Here is an 18724-nt window from a genome sequence, read left to right as displayed (position 1 = left end):
GCGAGTCGCCAATTATAAAAGGAGAGTGCAAGTGGATAAGGTGTGGCTTAACCGCTATCCGGAAGATGTACCGGCAGAAATTACCCCTGATCAGTACCCATCACTAGTTGAAATGTTTGAGCAGTCAGTACAAAAGTATGCTGACCAAACGGCGTTCATCAACATGGGACAGGTTATGACCTTCCGCAAGTTGGAAGAGCGTAGCCGTGCATTTGCTGCTTACCTGCAAAACGAGCTCAAGCTTGAGAAAGGCGACCGCGTTGCGGTGATGATGCCAAACTTGCTGCAATACCCAATTGCACTGTTTGGTATTTTGCGTGCAGGCTGTGTGGTGGTTAACGTCAACCCGCTATACACCCCGCGTGAGCTGGAGCACCAGTTAAACGACTCCGGTGCCAAGGCAATCGTGATTGTTTCCAACTTTGCCCATACGCTGGAAACCGTGGTGAAAAACACCAACGTTCAGCATGTGGTACTAACCAGCCTGGGTGATCAGCTATCGCGTCCGAAGGGCACTGTGGTTAACTTCGTGGTGAAGTACATTAAGAAGATGGTGCCTAAGTACCACTTGCCGCATGCGACTTCCATGCGCATGGCACTACGCAAAGGCCGCCGCATGCAGTATGTGAAGCCGTTTATGTCTGGTGACGATACCGCATTCCTTCAGTACACCGGCGGTACAACGGGTGTGGCCAAGGGTGCCATCCTGACTCACCGCAATATGCTGGCGAACGTGATGCAGGCCAAGGGCGCTTATGGCCCGGTACTGACCGAAGGCCGCGAGCTGATTGTAACGGCATTGCCGCTTTACCACGTATTTGCCCTGACGGTGAACTGCCTACTGTTTATCGAGATGGGTGGCCGTAACCTGCTTATCACCAACCCGCGTGATATTCCTACCTTCGTTAAAGAATTGCAGCGTTACCCGTTTACGGCGATCACCGGTGTAAACACCCTGTTTAATGCTCTGGTGAACAACGAAGATTTCCACGAAATTGACTTTAGCAACCTGCGCCTGTCGGTGGGCGGCGGTATGGCAGTCCAGCGCGCCGTTGCCGAAAAGTGGAAGCAGACAACCAACAACTACCTGCTGGAAGGCTATGGCCTGACCGAGTGTTCGCCGCTAGTTGCTGCTTACCCATATGATCTTGTCGACTATAATGGCTCTATCGGCCTGCCGGTACCGTCAACCGATGTTCGTATCGTTGATGATGAAGGCAATGTACTGCCTAACGACCAAACCGGTGAGCTGCAGGTACGTGGCCCGCAGGTGATGCAAGGCTACTGGCAGCGTCCTGAAGCGACGAAAGAAGTTCTCGATGAAGATGGTTGGCTGTCAACGGGCGATATTGTACGCTTTGACGAGGAAGGCTTCCTGCACATTGTTGATCGTAAGAAAGATATGATCTTGGTGTCGGGCTTCAATGTATACCCGAATGAAATCGAAGATGTGGTTGCATTGAATGACAAGGTGCTGGAAGTGGCTGCCATTGGCCAGCCGCACGAAATCTCTGGTGAGGTGGTGAAAATCTGTGTGGTGAAGCGCGATCAAAGCCTGACTCGCGAAGAGCTGCTTGAGCATTGCCGCGAACACCTAACTGGTTATAAAGTACCTAAAATTGTTGAGTTCCATGAAGAGCTGCCGAAGACGAACGTAGGTAAAATCCTACGCCGTGTATTGCGCGAGGAATCTGATAAGCAAGCTCAGCAAGCCTAAGGCTTAACGTATAATCTATATACTCTAATGCCGGCTATATGCCGGCATTTTATTGGTGATTGAATAGTGAATTTTGAAATAGTCACAACGACTGCTCGCTTGGAAACCGTGTGTGCAAGCGCCCGAAACCAAGCCGCAGTTATGCTTGATACCGAGTTCGTGAGAACCCGTACCCTTTATCCTAAGTTGGGCTTGATCCAGCTGTTCGACGGTGAGTTATTGACCCTGATCGATCCGCTGGAAATTGAAGACATGGAGCCGCTGTGGGCGCTACTGCGTGACCAGTCGGTGACCAAAGTACTTCATGCCTGCGGTGAGGATCTGGAGGTATTCCAGCATTACGCGGGCTGTCTGCCTGTGCCTATGATTGACACCCAAGTCATGGCCTCCTTCCTTGGCTACGGTGTGTCGGCAGGATTCGGTACCTTGGTTAAAGATTACTTGGGGATTGAACTGGATAAAGGCGAGGCGCGAACCAATTGGTTGGCAAGGCCGCTAAGCCCTAAGCAATTAGACTATGCCGCTGCGGATGTTTACTACCTGTTGCCGCTATACCAAAAATTGCAGCCGCTGGTGGCCGAAAAGGGCTGGTCTGAAGCGCTCGAGCAAGAGTGTGCCGGCTTAATGTTAAAGCGGGTGAAAACCGTTGATCCCGACAAGGCATACCTTGATGTGAAAAATGCTTGGCAGCTAAACCCGAAGCAGCTTGCGGTGCTTCAGAAAGCGGCTAAATGGCGGGTATTGGAAGCGCGCAAGCGTGACTTGGCGTTGAACTTCATCGTTAAAGAGTTAAACATCTGGAAACTGGCGCGATATAACATCAAGTCGAAAACGGTGATGAACAACGAAGGTTTTGATCCGATGGAGGTTCAGCGCCATGGTAACCGTTTGTTGAAAATGGTTTACGATGTCGAAGATATGTCGCCTGAGCAGTACCCTGAAAAGGTTGTCCGCCTGGTGGACTTTCCGGGTTATAAGCAAAAGGTTAAAACCTTGAAAGACGTGGTCAGCCGCGTAGAAGCTGATACCGGCCTGATGCCAGAATTCCTTGCGTCGAAAAAGCAGATTAACCAGCTGATCTCTTGGGCGTGGAAGAAGGAGCGACCGCAAGACGATCTGCCGGATATGCTCAAAACTTGGCGTAAAGCCTTGTTTGAAGAAAAAGTATTACCCCTACTGGATAAATAGTGATTTCGCAAGGCGCTATGCCTCGCGGGAAACGTAACAGCGGATAAAGAAAGCCCCGGTCAAAAGTCCGGGGCTTATTTTTTGTTCGGCAAGTAGAAGTGGGTTACTTGTCTTCGTCGGGTAGGGTGACGTTAAGCTCAAGCACCGACAAGTCTTCTTCTTTTTGGTCAAGGTTGACCGAGACTTGGTCTGGGCTGATTTCCACATACTTACGGATCACTTCCAAGATGTCCTGCTTCAGCTGCGGCAGGTAGCTTGGCGTACCTTGGCCACTTGAGCGGCGCTCGGCAACAATAATTTGCAAGCGCTCTTTGGCAACACTGGCGGTGGTCGGTTTTTTCGGACGAAAGAATTCTAGCAAAGCCATAGTTCATTAACCCCCGAATAGACGTTTTAGGAAGCCTTTCTTTTCTTCTTCAAGAAAACGGAACGGACGCTCTTCACCCATTAGGCGAGCAACGGTATCTTCATAGGCCATACCTGCATCAGACTCGTTGTCGAAGATAACAGGTTCACCCTTGTTCGAAGCGTTCAAAACGGCTTGGCTTTCAGGGATCACGCCCAGAAGAGGGATGTGTAGGATTTCTTCAACATCACCCACGCTTAGCATTTCGCCCAAGGTAACACGCGCCGGGTTGTAACGGGTGAGAAGCAAGTGGGTTTTCACTGGCTCTTCGGCGTTTTCAGCACGGCGCGACTTCGAATCAAGAATACCCAGAATACGGTCTGAGTCTCGAACGGAAGATACTTCAGGGTTGGTGGTGACAATGGCTTCGTCGGCGAAGTAAAGCGCCATTAGCGCACCGGTTTCGATACCTGCTGGCGAGTCGCAGATGATGAACTCAAAGCCCATATCGGCCATGTCGTTCAACACACGCTCAACACCTTCTTTGCTTAGAGCGTCTTTATCACGGGTTTGCGATGCAGGTAGAACGTAAAGGTTTTCTACGCGCTTATCTTTGATCAAAGCTTGATTAAGGTTAGCTTCGCCGTTGATGACATTAACAAAGTCGTAAACGACACGGCGCTCACAGCCCATAATAAGGTCTAGGTTTCGCAGGCCGATATCAAAATCGATCACCGCTGTTTTCTTGCCCGCTAAGGCAAGGCCTGATGCAATAGCTGCACTTGAGGTTGTTTTACCAACGCCACCTTTACCTGAGGTAACAACGATAACACGCGCCATCTTAAATTCCTTATCAAACGTTATAGAGCCATGTGCTCTATGTTTAAATTATTTTCTGCTAGAGAGACAACAACATTTTTTCCCCAGAACTCATCCTGAATTTTGTCGCTTAACCAGTAGTTACCTGCTATGGAGACTAGTTCTGATTGGAGGTTTTGACAAAAAATTGTGGCGTTCTGTTGACCATTCGCACCGGCAATCGCGCGTCCGCGTAGTGTACCGTAGATATGGATACAACCATCGGCAATGATTTCAGCGCCTGCACTGACATGGTTCATCACCACTAAATCGCAGTTTTTGGCATAGATTTGTTGCCCGGAGCGAACCGGCGTGCGGATGATCTTAGTGGGTTGCATCACGGGCTCTGCTGCTTTCGCCTGCCGTGCCGCATTCATGATGGCAAACCCTGCGTCTTTGGCTTCTTGCTGTTTGTCGACATCTTTACAGCCGCTGATCCCAACCGGAATCATGCCAGCATGTTTAACGCTTTGTTGTAAAAGCGCAAAGTCGATGCTGCTGTCAGCTTGGCTGATATCTATAACAACAGGTGCAGCAGCAAAAAAATTAGGTGCCTGCTCAACTTTTTGTTTTAAAAAGTCAGCGGCTTTCGTTATATCGCCATCCACCAGGTGGAGGGCGGAGAGGGTAAATGAGCCCCCTTTTAGTTCTGCTGTTTTTGCCATGTATTTGGGACGACCGCTTTTAAATTAGCCGTTCGGGTACGTTATCTCTTAGGTACTAGCATGTTATATTCCCAAGCGTATATCGGCAAGTTATCCTTGCTCTAGCGTTGGAAATTCAGACAAGCGTCTCATCCGAAGGGCGGTTAGCCATTTAGGAAGGGAATGATCCTTTGATCTTGTGGTCTGAATGATGAGTCATTATAACGAATAGGTTACATTCGTATGTTGTGTGCAATTTACAAAAGCCCGAAAAAAGACAGTACATATCTGTACATTAATAAGAAAGATGATTTTTCTGCGGTACCTGAGAGTCTAATGAAGACATTCGGTACGCCGCAGTTTGTGATGGTACTGAAACTTGAAGGTGAGCGAAAATTGGCTCAGGCTGATATAGAGAAGGTGAAGGCTGCGTTGGCAGATACAGGCTATTACTTACAAGTACCGCCACCAATACCTAACCTGTTGGCAGAATATAAAGCAGATAAAGCTGCTAAGAAAATGTAAAGGTAGATATATGCAAAAGCGATTGATATCGGCCTTGGTGGCCTTAGGACTAGGTTTTTCTTCAGTGGCGTTGTCTGCTGACGAAGGCTTTGACAAGTATGTTGAAGGGCTGAAAGTAGAAGCCCGAGAGAAAGGAATTTCAGAGGCAATTATCAACTCTGCTTTTGATGGTATTACTTTTACAGAGCGTGCGGTTAAGGCGGATAAAAACCAGCCCGAGCGTAAGTTAACATTGGATGAATATATTCCAAGGGCAGTGCCTGACTGGAAAGTGAAACAAGCGAATGATCTTTACCAGAAGCATAAACCGGCATTGGAGCGCATTGGAAAACAATATGGTGTCCAACCTCGCTTCATTGTTGCGCTTTGGGGAGTGGAAAGTAACTTCGGTCGCTTGATGGGAAATTACAATGTCATTGAAGCGTTATCGACATTGGCCTATGAAGGGCGAAGGGAAGCTTTTTTCCGCACTCAAGTAATGGCTGCATTGGAAATATTGGATGCCAAGCACATTAGTCCTGAAGATATGAAAGGTTCTTGGGCTGGCGCGATGGGTCAACCCCAGTTTATGCCAACGTCGTTTTTATCATATGCCGTTGATGGAAATAATGACGGCAAGATTGATATCTGGCAAACCGAAGCCGATGTTTTCGCCTCTGCGGCAAATTACTTGAAGCAAGCCAATTGGAATGACGATTACACCTGGGGGCGTCAGGTCAATATTCCTGGCAATATTGATCGTAACCTACTCGGCGTTGATAAAGAGAAAGCCCGCAAGCTTTCGGATTGGCAGCGATTGGGTGTAAGGCGTTTGAACGGGCAGGCTTTGCCCGAGGTTGATATCAATGCTTGGCTTATTCAACCGGATGACAATAAAGGGCGGGCTTATTTAGTGTATGGCAACTACCAGTCGCTACTACTATGGAATCGCTCGCACTACTTTGCCTTGGCCGTAAGTCATTTAGCCGATCAAATTCGATGACCGGTTGCTTGACTTAAAATTGTATGACTAATTAAACCAGACTTAATTGTCTGGTTTTTTATACCCTTACAATTTATACGAAATACCAATATCTATAATGGTTTGGTAATCAATATTATTTATTGTCACATTAACTAACCTTCACTGACTGTTTACTCTATAAAATGAGTAGCAAAGCCTAATATCTTGGTTGAATGCACGCAGGTTAGTGCTGAGCTGGATATAATTTATAAATATACCAAATGAATTCAGTTGCTTGTGTTGCTGGGGTTATAAAAGGCTGGGTAATACCGGATAACAAAAAACCCAGCAAAGAGCTGGGTTTTAGTAATATGAATAAGTAATGTTGTTATTACTAAATTTCGAAATCTTCTAGAGATTTGCCTTCATCTAGCGCTTTTTTCAGTGCGCTTGGAGTACGGCCTTGGCCAGTCCAAGTTTTCTCTTCGCCATTTTCGTCGATGAACTTGTATTTAGCAGGACGCTGAGCACGCTTTGCTTTTGGTGCTTTATTTAGGCTTGCTAGTAGTTCTTCAGGATCGATACCGTCAGCTAGAAGCATTTCACGGTATTGAGCAAGTTTCTCTGTACGCTCTTTTTCTTTAGCTAGCTCTTCAGCTTCAGCTTCTTCACGCTCAGTAACAACAGTTTGAAGTTTTTCTAGCGCTTCTTGAAGTTGCTCTAGAGAATATTCACGAGATAGAGCGCGAAGGCTGCGAAGGTTCAATAGCGCTTTCATTGCATCAGACATTTTTTATTTCCTGTTGGTCTAAAACTATAAAATAATAATAGCAGTGACAAATCGATAATTGCAATAATAATACTTTTAATAAGGCGATGACAAATAAAAAATGTATTCTTGATTTGTTTTTTTGCTATTTCGTGGGCTGAATTCTCATTTGTAATAAAATCTATCAGTGGAATTATGTAAAATATTTTTGCAAAAGCTGTTTCTTGCAATGGTTTTTCAAAACAAGATTGCCATTTGTTTCATATTTAACTGGTATCTGGGTGTTGCCCTATTTCTGGTCTTTTTTTGACCTGTACGGCAAGACTATTCACTATTTCTGTTAATTTTTTCACGCTAACCTGTTGCAATCGGATTTCTATTCCGTAGAATTGACCGTACCTTGACTAAGGGTAGAGGCGCACTGTCTATAAGTAGCAAACCGGAGGGTGATTCCGATGAGGGTTTGTAAAAGGAGCCAGTGCCGAAGTAAGCAAGAATATCGAATCTTGCCTGCTGGGGTTGTCACCGAATAGGGGCAACACTGCCATAGTATATAATTACATTAACTATGGAGCGCTACTGTGGAGTCGGAAAAGGGTCACTTCTCTTCCTAACACTCTCTTAATCACGACATGAAGTCGTGCCAACAGTAGATCTCCAACCAGGATCGGTTGTAGTAGAGATCATGAATATTGTAGATTTTTCACATTCCTCCATGTCGTTGTTACCGCCTTTGGTAGCATTGGGTCTTGCGATCTTAACACGACGTGTTTTGCTGTCTTTAGGTGTTGGTGTGCTGCTTGGCGCATTCCTTCTAACTGACTTCTCATTAAGCGGTACAGCCAGCTACGTTGGTTCAACGGCATTTGGGTTATTTGTTGACGATGGCGCAATCAATAGCTGGAATATGAGCATCGTTGCCTTCCTTATTTTGCTAGGCATGACGACAGCATTGTTAACGCTATCTGGCGGTACCCGCGCATTTGCCGAGTGGGCACAAACCAAAATTAAAAGTAAGCGTGGTGCAAAACTACTTGCTGCATTCCTGGGTGTATTTATTTTTGTTGATGACTATTTTAACAGTCTTGCAGTAGGTTCGATTTCCCGCCCTGTTACCGACCGTTATTACGTGTCACGTGCAAAGCTGGCTTATATTCTTGACTCAACAGCTGCGCCAATGTGTGTACTAATGCCGGCATCTAGCTGGGGTGCATATATTATCACTTTGATTGGCGGTATTTTAGCCACTCACGGTGTCACTGAATATACGCCTCTGGGTGCATTCGTTCAGCTTGCGCCAATGAATTTTTATGCGGTATTTGCATTATTGATGGTATTCGTTGTTGCTTGGTTCCAAATTGATGTGGGCCCAATGAAGAAGCACGAATTAAATGCGAGCCATTGCCGTGGTTTCGATGAAGGCGATGAAAATAATCGCGCCAAAGACATTAATGACGAGCTAGAAATTGAAGAAAGTAAAAATGGTCGTGTGTCTGATTTGGTTATGCCGATTGTGGTGCTGATCTTCGCAACCTTCTTCTTTATGGTTTTCACCGGTTACCAGGCATTGGCTGCTGATGGCCAGGCATTTAGTATTCTTGGTGCTTTTGAAAATACTGATGTGGGCATGTCACTGGTTTACGGTGGTTCAATTGGCTTTATTGCCGCTTTGATCCCAGTTCTTCGCCAGCGTATTCCTGCTTCAGATGTGGCCTCCACAATGTGGATCGGTGCGAAATCAATGTTCGGCGCTATCCTTATCCTGCTGTTTGCTTGGAGCATCGGTAGCGTAATTAGCGATATGGCAACAGGCAAGTACCTATCGACGCTGGTTGAAGGCAGCATTAACCCAATGCTTCTACCTGCTATCCTATTCCTGCTGGCTGGCCTGATGGCATTCTCGACCGGTACGTCATGGGGTACTTTCGGTATCATGCTACCTATCGCGGGTGATTTGGCGGCGGCAACGGACATTATGCTAATGCTACCTATGCTTGGTGCTGTATTGGCGGGTTCGGTATTCGGTGATCACTGTTCGCCAATTTCTGATACGACTATCCTGTCATCAACCGGTGCGCGCTGTCACCACATTGACCACGTAGCGACACAGTTGCCTTATGCGCTGTCTATGGCGGTAGTCGCGGCAATCGGCTTCTTGGTGCTAGGCTTTACTGGTTCTTTGGCTGTTGCCTTTATGACTGCGACCATTGCCTTTATTGTGGTGTGTGTACTGTTGTCATGGTTGTCACGCCGTCCACAGGCTGCAACAGCGAAAGCGTAATTACCGTCGCAATATTTAACAATAAAAAGGTCTGCGTTGGTGCAGGCCTTTTTTGATCGCAAAATCAATCGTTAGTCCGAGAACGTGGATTAAAAACTGCAATTAAAGTATCGACTGTTGACCTTGCTCCTTTCAATTTCGAGGGCTTTTCTGTAGCATCTCGGCAGATTTTTTGATGCACCAATCGTATGACTAGGGAAGCTTAATGGCCCAGATGTATTTCTATTACTCAGCAATGAATGCGGGTAAGTCGACCACACTGCTACAGTCTTCATTTAACTATCGCGAGCGCGGAATGACGCCAATCATTTTCACTGCCGCAATCGACGATCGTTATGGCAAGGGAAAAGTAAGCTCACGTATTGGTTTGCAAGAAGAAGCAGAGCTATTTAATTCTGCTGACGATTTATATGCGCGCCTCCTGGATATTCAACACGGGCAAAAAATTGACTGCGTGTTAATTGATGAGTGCCAGTTTCTGACCAAAGAGCAGGTTTACCAATTAACTGAAGTTGTCGATAAACTGCATATTCCGGTACTGTGTTATGGCTTGCGCAGTGATTTCCGTGGTGAGTTGTTCGAAGGTAGCCGCTATTTATTGGCTTGGGCGGACAAGCTGGTTGAGTTGAAAACCATTTGCCACTGTGGACGTAAGGCCAATATGGTTATTCGCCAAGACGAGACGGGCCGTGCGATTGCCGATGGTGACCAAGTTGAAATTGGTGGTAACGATCGCTACGTGTCGGTGTGCCGCAAGCACTATAAAGAAGCACTTGGCCGCTAATATTGGGTTGCCGATCCTGTATGATGAATAAAAAAAGCTCGGATACTTCCGAGCTTTTTTAATTGATTGCATTTCGAGCGGCTTATTTATGGCGCTCTTGCAACTTGGCGGTAATATCCGAAAGCGACAGGCCTTGGTCCTGAAGCAGTACCAACAAGTGATAAATCAAATCTGCCGACTCGCAAACTAGCTCCGCCTTATCGCCCGACGTCGCCGCCAGCGCGACTTCAACGCCTTCTTCGCCCACTTTCTGTGAAATACGCTTGGTGCCACGGGCATACAGGCTGGCAGTGTAGGACGAATCTGGATCGGCACCTTTACGAGCAGCCAAGACCTGCTCAAGTTGATGAAGGAACACCAAGGCAGGTTGCTCGACTTGTCCTTCTTCAGCGGTATCACTATCAAAGCAGGTGGTGGTGTTGAGGTGGCAAGTTGGGCCGATTGGATCAACCTTCACTAACAAGGTGTCTTGATCGCAGTCGAGCTTGATGCTTTTTAGCTGTAGTACGTTGCCCGAGGTTTCCCCCTTGGTCCAGAGGCGATCCTTGGTGCGCGACCAGAATGTGACCTGCTTGGTTTCCAGGGTTTTGTTTAGCGCTTCATCGTTCATATAGCCAAGCATAAGCACTTGGCCACTGGTGTTGTCTTGGACAATAGCCGGGACTAATCCGTCTACTTTTTCCCAATTGATACTGCTTGCTAGGCTCATAGTCGGATCTCCACATCTTGTTGTTTTAGGTACTGCTTAAGCTCGCCGATATTGATCACTTGTTTGTGGAATACCGAAGCGGCGAGGGCACCATCGACATTGGCTTTATTGAAGGCGTCGGCAAAGTGCACCATTTCGCCCGCCCCGCCAGAGGCAATCAGCGGTACGTGGCAAACTTCACGTACCATATTAAGTTGGTCGAGGTCGTAGCCATTACGCACGCCATCTTGGTTCATCATGTTAAGGACAATTTCACCTGCGCCACGGCGCTGAACTTCTTGTACCCAATCACGGGTTTCCCAACGGGTGGCCTTGGTGCGGCTTTCGTCGCCGGTGAACTGGTAGACTTGGTATTTGCCAGTTTCGGCGTCGAAGTAGGAGTCGATACCCACCACGATACATTGAACGCCGAATTTATCGGCCAGTTCGGTGATCAACTCTGGGTTGGCCAATGCTGGCGAGTTGATGGATACCTTGTCGGCACCAAACTGCAGAATACGGCTGGCATCCTCGGCGGATTTAATACCACCCGCCACACAGAACGGGATGTCGATGACTTCTGCCACGCGCGCAACCCAGCTTTTGTCGACCACACGGCCATCGCTTGAAGCGGTAATATCATAAAATACCAGCTCATCAGCCCCTTCCTCGGCATAGCGCTTGGCCAGTGGGACGATGTCACCGATAATTTCGTGGTTACGGAATTGCACACCCTTAACGACTTGGCCGTCACGGACGTCAAGGCAAGGGATAATACGTCTTGCTAGCATGGTGTTACTCCTCTGCCTTACTCATTCCACAATGCGAACGCTTGCTCGGCAGTGAATTTGCCGTCAAGTAGCGCACGCCCAACAATGACACCGGCCACGCCTGAGCCTTTCAGTGCCGCGATATCATCCAGCGAGCCAATGCCGCCCGATGATTGGAATTGCACTTGGGGATATTGCGCGCACAGGTCGACATACAATTCCACGTTTGAGCCAGCCAAGGTGCCGTCGCGTGAGATATCGGTACACAGTACGTGCTTTAGGCCGACCTTAAGGAAATCGTCCAATAGTGCCTCGATGGACACGCCCGAATCTTCCTGCCAGCCAGACACCGCCACCTTGCGGTTGCCATCGGCATCAATGTTGACGTCCAGTGCCAGTACGATGTGCTCCGGGCCGTACTTTTCCATCCAGCCTTTTACCAACTCCGGCTGCTTAACCGCTGTTGAGCCGATCACCACACGTTGTGCACCAGCATTCAGTAGGTCGGCAACATCTTGCTCTGTGCGTACTCCACCGCCAATCTGAATATTGGCCGGCGTGCTTGCCAATAGTTTTTCAATTAAGTCGAGCTGACGGGCTGAGGTATCTTTTGCACCCGTTAGATCCACCAAGTGCAGCCAATTGGCACCGGCTTGGTGGTATAAATTAAACTGCTCGGCTGGGTCAACCTTGTATTCGGTGACCTTGCCGTAGTCGCCTTGAAACAGGCGGACAACCTGACCTTCAATTAAATCGAGAGCGGGAATAATCATAACAAGTCCTTTTGGTGTCCTTACATTTCAAGAAAGTTTTTAATCAGTTGCGAACCGGCTTTGCTCGAACGTTCCGGGTGGAACTGCACGCCATAGTAATTACCGCTCTGGACTGCGGCAGTGAAGGCGTTGCCGTAATCGCTACGAGCAATCGTGCGACCACCACTTTGTTGTTCGCTTTCGAACACAGGCATTGCGTAGCTGTGTACGAAATAGAAATAACTTCCTGCTGGAATGTCCTTAAAGAGTGGGTGGCCGTCTTCGGCGGTCACAGTGTTCCAGCCCATGTGTGGCAGTGGCAAGTCACCGGTTTCCATTTTTTTCACCGATGCCTCGCACAGGCCAAGGCAATTAACCTGCTCGCCACCATTTTGGCCTTGCTCTTCGGACAGCTGGCCAAGCAGCTGCATGCCAAGGCAGATCCCCAACAGCGGTTTGTCGACCTGCTTGACCAAGTTGATAAGATCACGCTCTTCAAGGTTCTTCATGGCTTCGCTTGCCGTGCCTACGCCGGGTAGGAATAGCTTATCGGCAGCGAGCACAACATCAGGGTCTTTACTGACGCTGACGGTGTAGCCAAGCCGCTCAATGGCAAAGCGTACAGAAGACACATTGGCACAGCCGGTGTCGATGATCACCACCTGCTGGTTTGAAGTAGTCATTACAGCACTCCCTTACTGCTCGGTAGCTCATTGCCCTCAACGCGAATTGCTTGGCGCAGCGTGCGGCCGAATGCCTTGAACAGGCTTTCAACGATGTGGTGATCGTTATCGCCATCCGACGACAGGTGCAGGGTGCATGCCAGCGTATCGGTTAGCGAGCGGAAGAAGTGCGGTACCATTTCGGTAGAAAGGTCGCCAACTTGCTCGCGGCTGAATTGGGCATCGAACTTAAGGTAAGGGCGGCCGGACAGATCCAGCGCGCATTGGGCTAGGCATTCGTCCATTGGCAGGCTAAAGCCGAAACGGCCAATCCCACGCTTGTCGCCGAGCGCTTGTTTCAAGGCTTCGCCCAGTGCCAGGGCAGCATCTTCAACGCTGTGGTGATCGTCAATGTGCAGGTCGCCATCGACGGTAAGTTCCATGCGGAAGCCACCGTGGGTCGCGATTTGATCCAGCATGTGGTCGAAGAAACCCAAGCCGGTTTCAATGCGGTTGCCGCCCGTTTCGTCGAGGTTGACCTTCACCTTGATGTCGGTTTCTTTAGTGGTGCGTACGACCTCGGCGATCCGCGGGCGGGTGGTAAGATCTTTAACGATCTGTTGCCAACCCATTGTCTCTGGGTTGTATTGGATACCGCGGATAGCCATGTTTTCAGCCAGTTGAAGATCAGTCTGGCGATCACCAATCACAACGGAAGTCTCAAAGTTCACTTTCCCTTGCTGAAGGTATTCTTTCACCAAGCCTAGTTTAGGCTTGCGGCAGCTGCAGTTGTCTTCGTCGAAGTGCGGGCAGATCAAGACGTCGTCAAACTTCACCCCTTGCGACTCGAAGATTTCCATCATCATGTTATGCGGCGCATCGAAGTCGGCTTGCGGGTAGCTATCGGTACCAAGGCCATCCTGGTTCGTTACCATCACCAGTTTGTAGCCTGCATCCTGAAGTTGCAGCAGGGCTGGGATGACGAAAGGCTCTAGCTTGAGCTTATCGAGGCGGTCTACCTGAAAGTCGACAGGGGGTTCAACGATTAGGGTGCCGTCACGGTCGATAAATAGAATATTTTGCTTGCTCACAATGTACGTCCTTTATACTTAATTCTGTCCTAGCTGCTCGCGGATAAATGCCAGCGTTTTTTCACATTCGTCGCGGTTACCGATACTGATCCTGATACAGTTTTCAATCGGTGAGCGTCTTAGGATAATACCGTGATCCCAAAGCGCATTGAATAGCGCATCGGCGTCTGGGAATTTCACCAGTAGGTAGTTGCCGTAACCTTCATAGACGGTGACCCCGTCCAGCATCCCAAGACCTGCTTGCAAGTAGGCACGGTTAGCACTGATATCCAACACCTGGAATTTGGTTTTAGCTCGGCCGGCTGGCGACAGCGCTTGCACTGCAATGTCCGTTACCGGCACTGGGACCGGATAAGGGGCGATAACCTTAAGCAGTAACTCGATAACCTCTTGGTTGGCAAGAGTGAAACCACAGCGAAGGCCAGCAAGGGCGAAGGCCTTAGATAAGGTGCGCAATACAACGAGGTTAGGGTAGCTATCAAGCAGGTTGGCCGTTGTTGCTTCCGGGCAAAAATCAATATATGCCTCGTCAACCACCACCAAGGCTTTACCTGCAGTCATATCCAGTAGGGCTTCGATATCACCGCGGTTGATCAAGTTGCCGGTTGGGTTGTTTGGGCTACAAACAAACACCAATTTGGTACCATCGAGGTTGTCGCGAATACCGTCGAGATCCAGTTGCCATTCACTGGTCAGCGGCACGGTTTTGGTATTGACGTCGAACGTTTGCGCACTGATTGCGTACATACCGTAAGTTGGCGGACAGTAAAGAATGCTGTCTTGGTTGGGCTCGCAGAAAGCGCGGATCAGCAATTCGATACCTTCGTCGGCACCGCGGGATGTCAGTACTTGCTCAGGGCGGACACCGGCATAATCGGCATAGGCTTCAATGAGCTCCGATGGCTGGCAAGTGCTGTAACGGTTTAGGCGGTCGCACTTAATGTTGTACTCATTGGCAAATGGCGATTCGTTGGCGTTTAGCCAGATGTCACCGGTACCACCCAGCCGACGGGCCGACTGGTATGGTGTGAGTTCGCGAACGGTTTTTCGTGCAAGTTGTTCAATGCTCATATCTTGTCCCTTACTTTGCCTGCTGGGATGACTGTGCGGCGAGTTTTTCTATCCGGATTGTCACGGCACGCTTGTGGGCATCCAACCCTTCGGCCTCGGCAATGGCAACAACAGTGGGTGCCAATTCGCTCAAACCACTAGCGGAGAGTTCTTGTACCGTCATGCGCTTGGAGAAATCTGCCAAGCCCAAGCTTGAATAGGTGCGGGTGTAACCGTAAGTCGGGAGTACGTGGTTGGTACCTGACGCATAGTCGCCTACCGACTCTGGTGACCAGTTGCCAAGGAAAATAGATCCTGCGTTGTCCAATTGCGAAACCAACTCGCGCGGGTTGCGGGTTTGGACAATCAAGTGCTCCGGACCGTAGTGGTTAGAGATAGATACACACTGGGTGAGGCTATCGGCAATAATCAAAATGCTTGAGCCTAGGGCTTCGCGGGCGATATCGGCACGCGGTAGCGCCTTAAGCTGCTGCTGGATAGCATCGGCGGTGCGATCGGCAATGCTTGGGTCTGGGGTGACCAGCACCACTTGCGAATCAGGGCCGTGCTCGGCTTGGCTAAGCAAGTCAGCCGCAATGAAGTCTGGATCGGCGGTATCATCGGCAATCACCAGTACTTCCGACGGGCCTGCTGGCATGTCGATTGCCGCGCCACGGAAGTCGTTGCTCACCTGGCGCTTCGCCTCGGTCACGAAAGCATTGCCCGGGCCGAAAATCTTATCAACCTTGGCAACTGTTTCTGTGCCGTAGGCCATTGCGGCCACAGCCTGCGAACCACCGACATTGTAAATTTCAGTGATGCCACATAGCTCGGCGACGTATAGAATTTCATCGGCAATCGGCGGCGGCGAACAGAGGACGACCTCACGGCAGCCTGCAATTTGCGCCGGTACGCCAAGCATCAAAACGGTTGATGGTAGTGGCGCACTGCCGCCTGGGATGTAGAGGCCAACAGAGTTGATAGGTCGCGTTACCTGCTCGCATACCACGCCCGGCTGGGTTTCAACCCGTAGGGTCGGGAGCTTTTGCGCCTTGTGGAAGGTCGCAATATTGCTATAGGCCTGTTGCAGTGCCTGCTTCATCTCTTCGCTCAGGCGAGCAGAGGCGGCTGAGACTTCCTCTTGGCTCACCCGGATAGAAGCGGGCTTTAGACCATCAAACTTTTCGGTCAGTTCAAGCAGCGCCTCATCACCACGCTTGCGCACGTCTTGGATAACGTCAGCGACAATGGCAGTAATGTTGGCACCTTCGGTGATTGCCGGGCGCTCAAGCAGGCTCTCTTGTTGGTTCTCGCTCAGTGATTGCCATACAACCGTTTTCATGGCTTACTCCATCATCTTTTCAATTGGTAGTACTAGGATTGAGCTAGCACCTAGCTCTTTGAGTTGTTCCATGGTTTCCCAGAACAGGTTCTCAGAACTGACCAAGTGAATGGCTACACGCGTTTTATCTTGCGATAGCGGCATCACCGTCGGATCTTCAGCGCCCGGTAGCAGTGATTTGATCTGGTCTAGGCGATCAGTCGGTGCATGTAGCATGATGTACTTAGATTCCTTGGCCTGAATAACACCCTGCATACGGGTTAGCAGGCGCTCGATCAGGGCTTGCTTGTCAGCCGAGAACTCGCCAACACGCTGGATAAGTACGGCTTTCGAGCGTAGGATCACTTCTGCTTCTTTCAGGCCGTTCGCCTCAAGGGTTGCACCGGTTGATACCAAGTCGCAGATAGCGTCTGCCAGGCCGGCACGTGGAGCGACTTCAACGGAACCGTTCAGCATACAGGTACTGAATTCGACGCCTTGCTCATCCATGTAGCGCTTAACAAGTTGCGGGTAGGTTGTTGCAATGCGCTTGCCTTGTAGATCTTGTGGGCCGTTGTATTGGGCATCTTTGTCGATAGCGATAGACAGGCGGCAGCCACCGAAATCGAGACGGCGCAGTTTGGTGTACTCAGCTGGCTCGCCACGGGCAATGCGCTCCAAGCCAACTTCTTCCAGTTCGTTTTCACCAATTACACCAAGGTCAACCACGCCATCCATGATCAAGCCAGGGATATCGTCATCGCGAACCAGCAGTAGGTCGATTGGCATGTTTTCAGAGTGAACCACTAGGCGCTCACCCATCATGTTGAATTTTACCCCACAGCGTTTGAGTAGATCTTGGCACTCTTTGCTCAGGCGTCCTTTCTTTTGAATTGCAATTCGTAGTCGTTGTGTTTGCATTGTTTTAATCCCTGTACTCGATGTTGAGCCTAAAAACGAAAAAACCCTCGGAAGAGTGCTCTTCCGAGGGTCTGAATTTGGTTTTTTCGCTGACCGCTGGAAGAGAGTTTTGCGTCTTCCAGAGCGAGGCGTATCCTCCCGAAAGACTAATCAGGATGATGATGGTGATGTAGGTTTACCATTGGGATACGCATAACTATGTACTCTGTATAAATCTTTATATAACGCTTGCTTGTTATTCACACTAACGAAGCTGGGTTTATTTTGCAATAGTAATTTTAAGGATTTATTAAATTTGTTTGTAATGCATAACTTTTTACTAGTATTTAACGAGTTTACATTAGGGAAAAGCCTTGCTCGACAGCTGTTTGAGCAGTGTTTGAGCGCATTGGAAAAACTATGTACAACAAATGCTTAACATCGAATGTTAAGTGAAATTACTAGGCTTACAGTGCTCTTAGCCAATAAAGCGCATAAGCTAGTATCGGCCGTTATACATAAATATCGAGCAGCCCCTTCGGCGGGCGCTTTTTTGACTGTTGCTTTGGTTCTTCGCTTTCAGGCTCTTCTTTGGCTTCAACTTTTTGCTTACGCTCGCTGATGAGCGATGACTGGGTCACCTTTTTCAGCTGCTTTTGAGCCGACAACGGCAGATTGTTATTTGGGTTTATCATGTCATTGCCTCTTAGTCTCAGAATCGTCTCAGAATAAAGTCGTTTATTTTTTAGTCGGCAATGAAGCGAAAAAGTTGAATAAATTTTGTGCTTGTTGGGTGTTTTTGAGATGGTGGTCGAAGTTCTGGGGTAGATACAAAAACACCTTACCACTTGCGTTGGTAAGGTGCGTTTTGTTGTCTTGCTTAATGGCATTTATCAGCTAATGAAGCCTAGCCGCAGCATTTTTTGAATTTTTTGCCGCTACCACAAGGGCAAGGGTCATTGCGTCCCACTTTGTCGCTGACGGCCGGCGCTGGCTTAGCCTCAGGCTCGACGTCCTGTTCTTGCTGTTGTGGGTATTCACCATCGATATAGAACCACTGCAGTTGGCCATTATGCTCTTCACGCAGAAAACGTGAGCGCTCTTGCAGGCAGTACTCGTCCTTCCCATCGCGGTAGTAGGCCTTGAATTCGACAAACCCTTCCCCTGATTCGGCAATGTCACTATTGAGCACTTCAAGGCCAAGCCATTCGCTGTTGACTGAGTCCGCGATAGCCTCGCGGTGTTGCTCGGCTTCGCAACTAGGGTGGTAGGTGGCAACCACGTAGTTAACCAACCCGAGAACATGGGCACTGTAACGAGAGCGCATCAGTTGCTCTGGGTGTTGTGCGTTAGCTGGGTTTTGGTGGATTGGTGCGCAGCATTCAGCTAAAGGGCGTTTGCTACCGCATGGGCAGAAATTGGCGTTGTTTGACAT

General features: G+C 49.0%; 20 protein-coding genes, 1 riboswitch and 1 other annotated feature. Of the genes, 6 read left to right on the top strand and 14 right to left on the bottom strand.

Features of this window, described 5'->3' with window-relative positions; translation table 11 throughout:
- The first annotated feature begins 31 nt into the window (after positions 1-31).
- Both fadD and rnd read left to right on the top strand, forming a co-directional pair.
- On the top strand, positions 32-1717 hold the full coding sequence (gene fadD / locus C9I98_RS14810) for a long-chain-fatty-acid--CoA ligase FadD (protein WP_036821228.1): 1686 nt from the start codon (positions 32-34) through the stop codon (positions 1715-1717).
- Positions 1718-1783: 66 nt separating this feature from the next.
- Positions 1784-2905 carry a ribonuclease D gene (rnd, locus tag C9I98_RS14805; RefSeq protein ID WP_036821225.1) on the top strand — a complete coding sequence of 374 codons (1122 nt, stop codon included), beginning with the start codon at positions 1784-1786 and terminating at the stop codon, positions 2903-2905.
- A 103-nt stretch (positions 2906-3008) separates the two neighbouring features.
- Here the strand turns inward: rnd and minE are convergent, their stop codons facing one another.
- From minE to minC, 3 genes are read right to left on the bottom strand one after another with little or no spacing between them, the layout of a single operon-like run.
- Positions 3009-3272: a cell division topological specificity factor MinE gene (minE, locus tag C9I98_RS14800; protein WP_036821222.1), complete on the bottom strand. Its 264-nt coding sequence runs from the start codon at positions 3270-3272 to the stop codon at positions 3009-3011.
- Between the two features lie 6 nt (positions 3273-3278).
- Positions 3279-4091, bottom strand: coding sequence for a septum site-determining protein MinD (minD, locus tag C9I98_RS14795; protein ID WP_036821220.1), 813 nt, complete (start codon positions 4089-4091; stop codon positions 3279-3281).
- A 20-nt stretch (positions 4092-4111) separates the two neighbouring features.
- Positions 4112-4774, bottom strand: a complete 663-nt coding sequence (gene minC, locus C9I98_RS14790) for a septum site-determining protein MinC (protein ID WP_036821217.1) — start codon at positions 4772-4774, stop codon at positions 4112-4114.
- A 222-nt stretch (positions 4775-4996) separates the two neighbouring features.
- Between minC and C9I98_RS14785 the strand changes: the two genes are divergently transcribed.
- Positions 4997-5278, top strand: a complete 282-nt coding sequence (locus C9I98_RS14785; protein ID WP_036821214.1) for a YcgL domain-containing protein — start codon at positions 4997-4999, stop codon at positions 5276-5278.
- Between the two features lie 10 nt (positions 5279-5288).
- Entirely contained in the window at positions 5289-6260 is a 972-nt protein-coding gene (locus C9I98_RS14780) for a lytic murein transglycosylase (protein WP_036821211.1), read from the top strand.
- A gap of 355 nt (positions 6261-6615) precedes the next feature.
- On the opposite strand, the gene C9I98_RS14775 is transcribed toward C9I98_RS14780, so the two are convergent.
- Complete coding sequence (locus tag C9I98_RS14775; protein ID WP_107272150.1) at positions 6616-7011, bottom strand: H-NS family histone-like protein; 396 nt, start codon at positions 7009-7011, stop codon at positions 6616-6618.
- A 382-nt stretch (positions 7012-7393) separates the two neighbouring features.
- Positions 7394-7577: riboswitch (Lysine riboswitch) on the top strand.
- Positions 7578-7675: 98 nt separating this feature from the next.
- Here C9I98_RS14775 and C9I98_RS14770 point away from each other — a divergent pair.
- On the top strand, positions 7676-9271 hold the full coding sequence (locus C9I98_RS14770) for a Na+/H+ antiporter NhaC family protein (RefSeq protein ID WP_107272149.1): 1596 nt from the start codon (positions 7676-7678) through the stop codon (positions 9269-9271).
- A 205-nt stretch (positions 9272-9476) separates the two neighbouring features.
- Positions 9477-10055, top strand: a complete 579-nt coding sequence (locus C9I98_RS14765) for a thymidine kinase (RefSeq protein WP_036818112.1) — start codon at positions 9477-9479, stop codon at positions 10053-10055.
- Between the two features lie 82 nt (positions 10056-10137).
- Here C9I98_RS14765 and hisIE read toward each other — a convergent pair whose 3' ends face one another.
- The 10 genes from hisIE to C9I98_RS14715 all read right to left on the bottom strand — a co-directional run bounded on the left by hisIE (position 10138) and on the right by C9I98_RS14715 (position 18724).
- Positions 10138-10764, bottom strand: coding sequence for a bifunctional phosphoribosyl-AMP cyclohydrolase/phosphoribosyl-ATP diphosphatase HisIE (hisIE, locus tag C9I98_RS14760; protein ID WP_036818110.1), 627 nt, complete (start codon positions 10762-10764; stop codon positions 10138-10140).
- Positions 10761-11534, bottom strand: a complete 774-nt coding sequence (gene hisF, locus C9I98_RS14755) for an imidazole glycerol phosphate synthase subunit HisF (RefSeq protein ID WP_036818109.1) — start codon at positions 11532-11534, stop codon at positions 10761-10763. Before hisF ends, hisIE begins: the two co-directional genes overlap by 4 nt.
- A gap of 17 nt (positions 11535-11551) precedes the next feature.
- A complete protein-coding gene (hisA, locus tag C9I98_RS14750; RefSeq protein WP_036818107.1) occupies positions 11552-12286 on the bottom strand; it encodes a 1-(5-phosphoribosyl)-5-[(5-phosphoribosylamino)methylideneamino]imidazole-4-carboxamide isomerase in 735 nt (244 codons plus the stop codon).
- A gap of 20 nt (positions 12287-12306) precedes the next feature.
- Entirely contained in the window at positions 12307-12948 is a 642-nt protein-coding gene (hisH, locus tag C9I98_RS14745; RefSeq protein ID WP_036818105.1) for an imidazole glycerol phosphate synthase subunit HisH, read from the bottom strand.
- A complete protein-coding gene (gene hisB, locus C9I98_RS14740; protein ID WP_420848075.1) occupies positions 12948-14018 on the bottom strand; it encodes a bifunctional histidinol-phosphatase/imidazoleglycerol-phosphate dehydratase HisB in 1071 nt (356 codons plus the stop codon). The genes hisH and hisB overlap by 1 nt, the downstream gene beginning before the upstream one ends.
- Before the next feature lie 18 nt (positions 14019-14036).
- Positions 14037-15083 (bottom strand): histidinol-phosphate transaminase, encoded by a 1047-nt coding sequence (gene hisC / locus C9I98_RS14735; protein WP_173424665.1) that lies wholly within the window; start codon positions 15081-15083, stop codon positions 14037-14039.
- A 16-nt stretch (positions 15084-15099) separates the two neighbouring features.
- Positions 15100-16410: a histidinol dehydrogenase gene (gene hisD, locus C9I98_RS14730; protein WP_036818101.1), complete on the bottom strand. Its 1311-nt coding sequence runs from the start codon at positions 16408-16410 to the stop codon at positions 15100-15102.
- A gap of 3 nt (positions 16411-16413) precedes the next feature.
- Entirely contained in the window at positions 16414-17310 is an 897-nt protein-coding gene (gene hisG, locus C9I98_RS14725; RefSeq protein ID WP_036818100.1) for an ATP phosphoribosyltransferase, read from the bottom strand.
- Between the two features lie 35 nt (positions 17311-17345).
- Positions 17346-17481, bottom strand: a sequence feature (His leader region).
- Positions 17482-17801: 320 nt separating this feature from the next.
- Entirely contained in the window at positions 17802-17984 is a 183-nt protein-coding gene (locus C9I98_RS14720; RefSeq protein ID WP_036826300.1) for a hypothetical protein, read from the bottom strand.
- 212 nt (positions 17985-18196) lie between these two features.
- Entirely contained in the window at positions 18197-18724 is a 528-nt protein-coding gene (locus tag C9I98_RS14715) for a YchJ family metal-binding protein (protein ID WP_036826298.1), read from the bottom strand.

It is taken from the genome of Photobacterium sanctipauli, assembly GCF_003026495.1.
Taxonomy (GTDB): Bacteria; Pseudomonadota; Gammaproteobacteria; order Enterobacterales; family Vibrionaceae; genus Photobacterium; species Photobacterium sanctipauli.
The sequence above is the reverse complement of the archived record's forward strand: the minus strand, read 5'-3'. Positions and strand labels throughout refer to the sequence as shown.

What these genes read in the sequence shown, in the direction of transcription:
- minE (WP_036821222.1), bottom strand. Translation starts at nt 3,272, where the DNA reads ATGGCTTTGCTAGAATTCTTTCGTCCGAAAAAACCGACCACCGCCAGT.
- minD (WP_036821220.1), bottom strand. Translation starts at nt 4,091, where the DNA reads ATGGCGCGTGTTATCGTTGTTACCTCAGGTAAAGGTGGCGTTGGTAAA.
- minC (WP_036821217.1), bottom strand. Translation starts at nt 4,774, where the DNA reads ATGGCAAAAACAGCAGAACTAAAAGGGGGCTCATTTACCCTCTCCGCC.
- C9I98_RS14785 (WP_036821214.1), top strand. Translation starts at nt 4,997, where the DNA reads ATGTTGTGTGCAATTTACAAAAGCCCGAAAAAAGACAGTACATATCTG.
- C9I98_RS14780 (WP_036821211.1), top strand. Translation starts at nt 5,289, where the DNA reads ATGCAAAAGCGATTGATATCGGCCTTGGTGGCCTTAGGACTAGGTTTT.
- C9I98_RS14775 (WP_107272150.1), bottom strand. Translation starts at nt 7,011, where the DNA reads ATGTCTGATGCAATGAAAGCGCTATTGAACCTTCGCAGCCTTCGCGCT.
- C9I98_RS14770 (WP_107272149.1), top strand. Translation starts at nt 7,676, where the DNA reads ATGAATATTGTAGATTTTTCACATTCCTCCATGTCGTTGTTACCGCCT.
- C9I98_RS14765 (WP_036818112.1), top strand. Translation starts at nt 9,477, where the DNA reads ATGGCCCAGATGTATTTCTATTACTCAGCAATGAATGCGGGTAAGTCG.
- hisIE (WP_036818110.1), bottom strand. Translation starts at nt 10,764, where the DNA reads ATGAGCCTAGCAAGCAGTATCAATTGGGAAAAAGTAGACGGATTAGTC.
- hisF (WP_036818109.1), bottom strand. Translation starts at nt 11,534, where the DNA reads ATGCTAGCAAGACGTATTATCCCTTGCCTTGACGTCCGTGACGGCCAA.
- hisA (WP_036818107.1), bottom strand. Translation starts at nt 12,286, where the DNA reads ATGATTATTCCCGCTCTCGATTTAATTGAAGGTCAGGTTGTCCGCCTG.
- hisH (WP_036818105.1), bottom strand. Translation starts at nt 12,948, where the DNA reads ATGACTACTTCAAACCAGCAGGTGGTGATCATCGACACCGGCTGTGCC.
- hisD (WP_036818101.1), bottom strand. Translation starts at nt 16,410, where the DNA reads ATGAAAACGGTTGTATGGCAATCACTGAGCGAGAACCAACAAGAGAGC.
- hisG (WP_036818100.1), bottom strand. Translation starts at nt 17,310, where the DNA reads ATGCAAACACAACGACTACGAATTGCAATTCAAAAGAAAGGACGCCTG.
- C9I98_RS14720 (WP_036826300.1), bottom strand. Translation starts at nt 17,984, where the DNA reads ATGATAAACCCAAATAACAATCTGCCGTTGTCGGCTCAAAAGCAGCTG.
- C9I98_RS14715 (WP_036826298.1), bottom strand. Translation starts at nt 18,724, where the DNA reads ATGTCAAACAACGCCAATTTCTGCCCATGCGGTAGCAAACGCCCTTTA.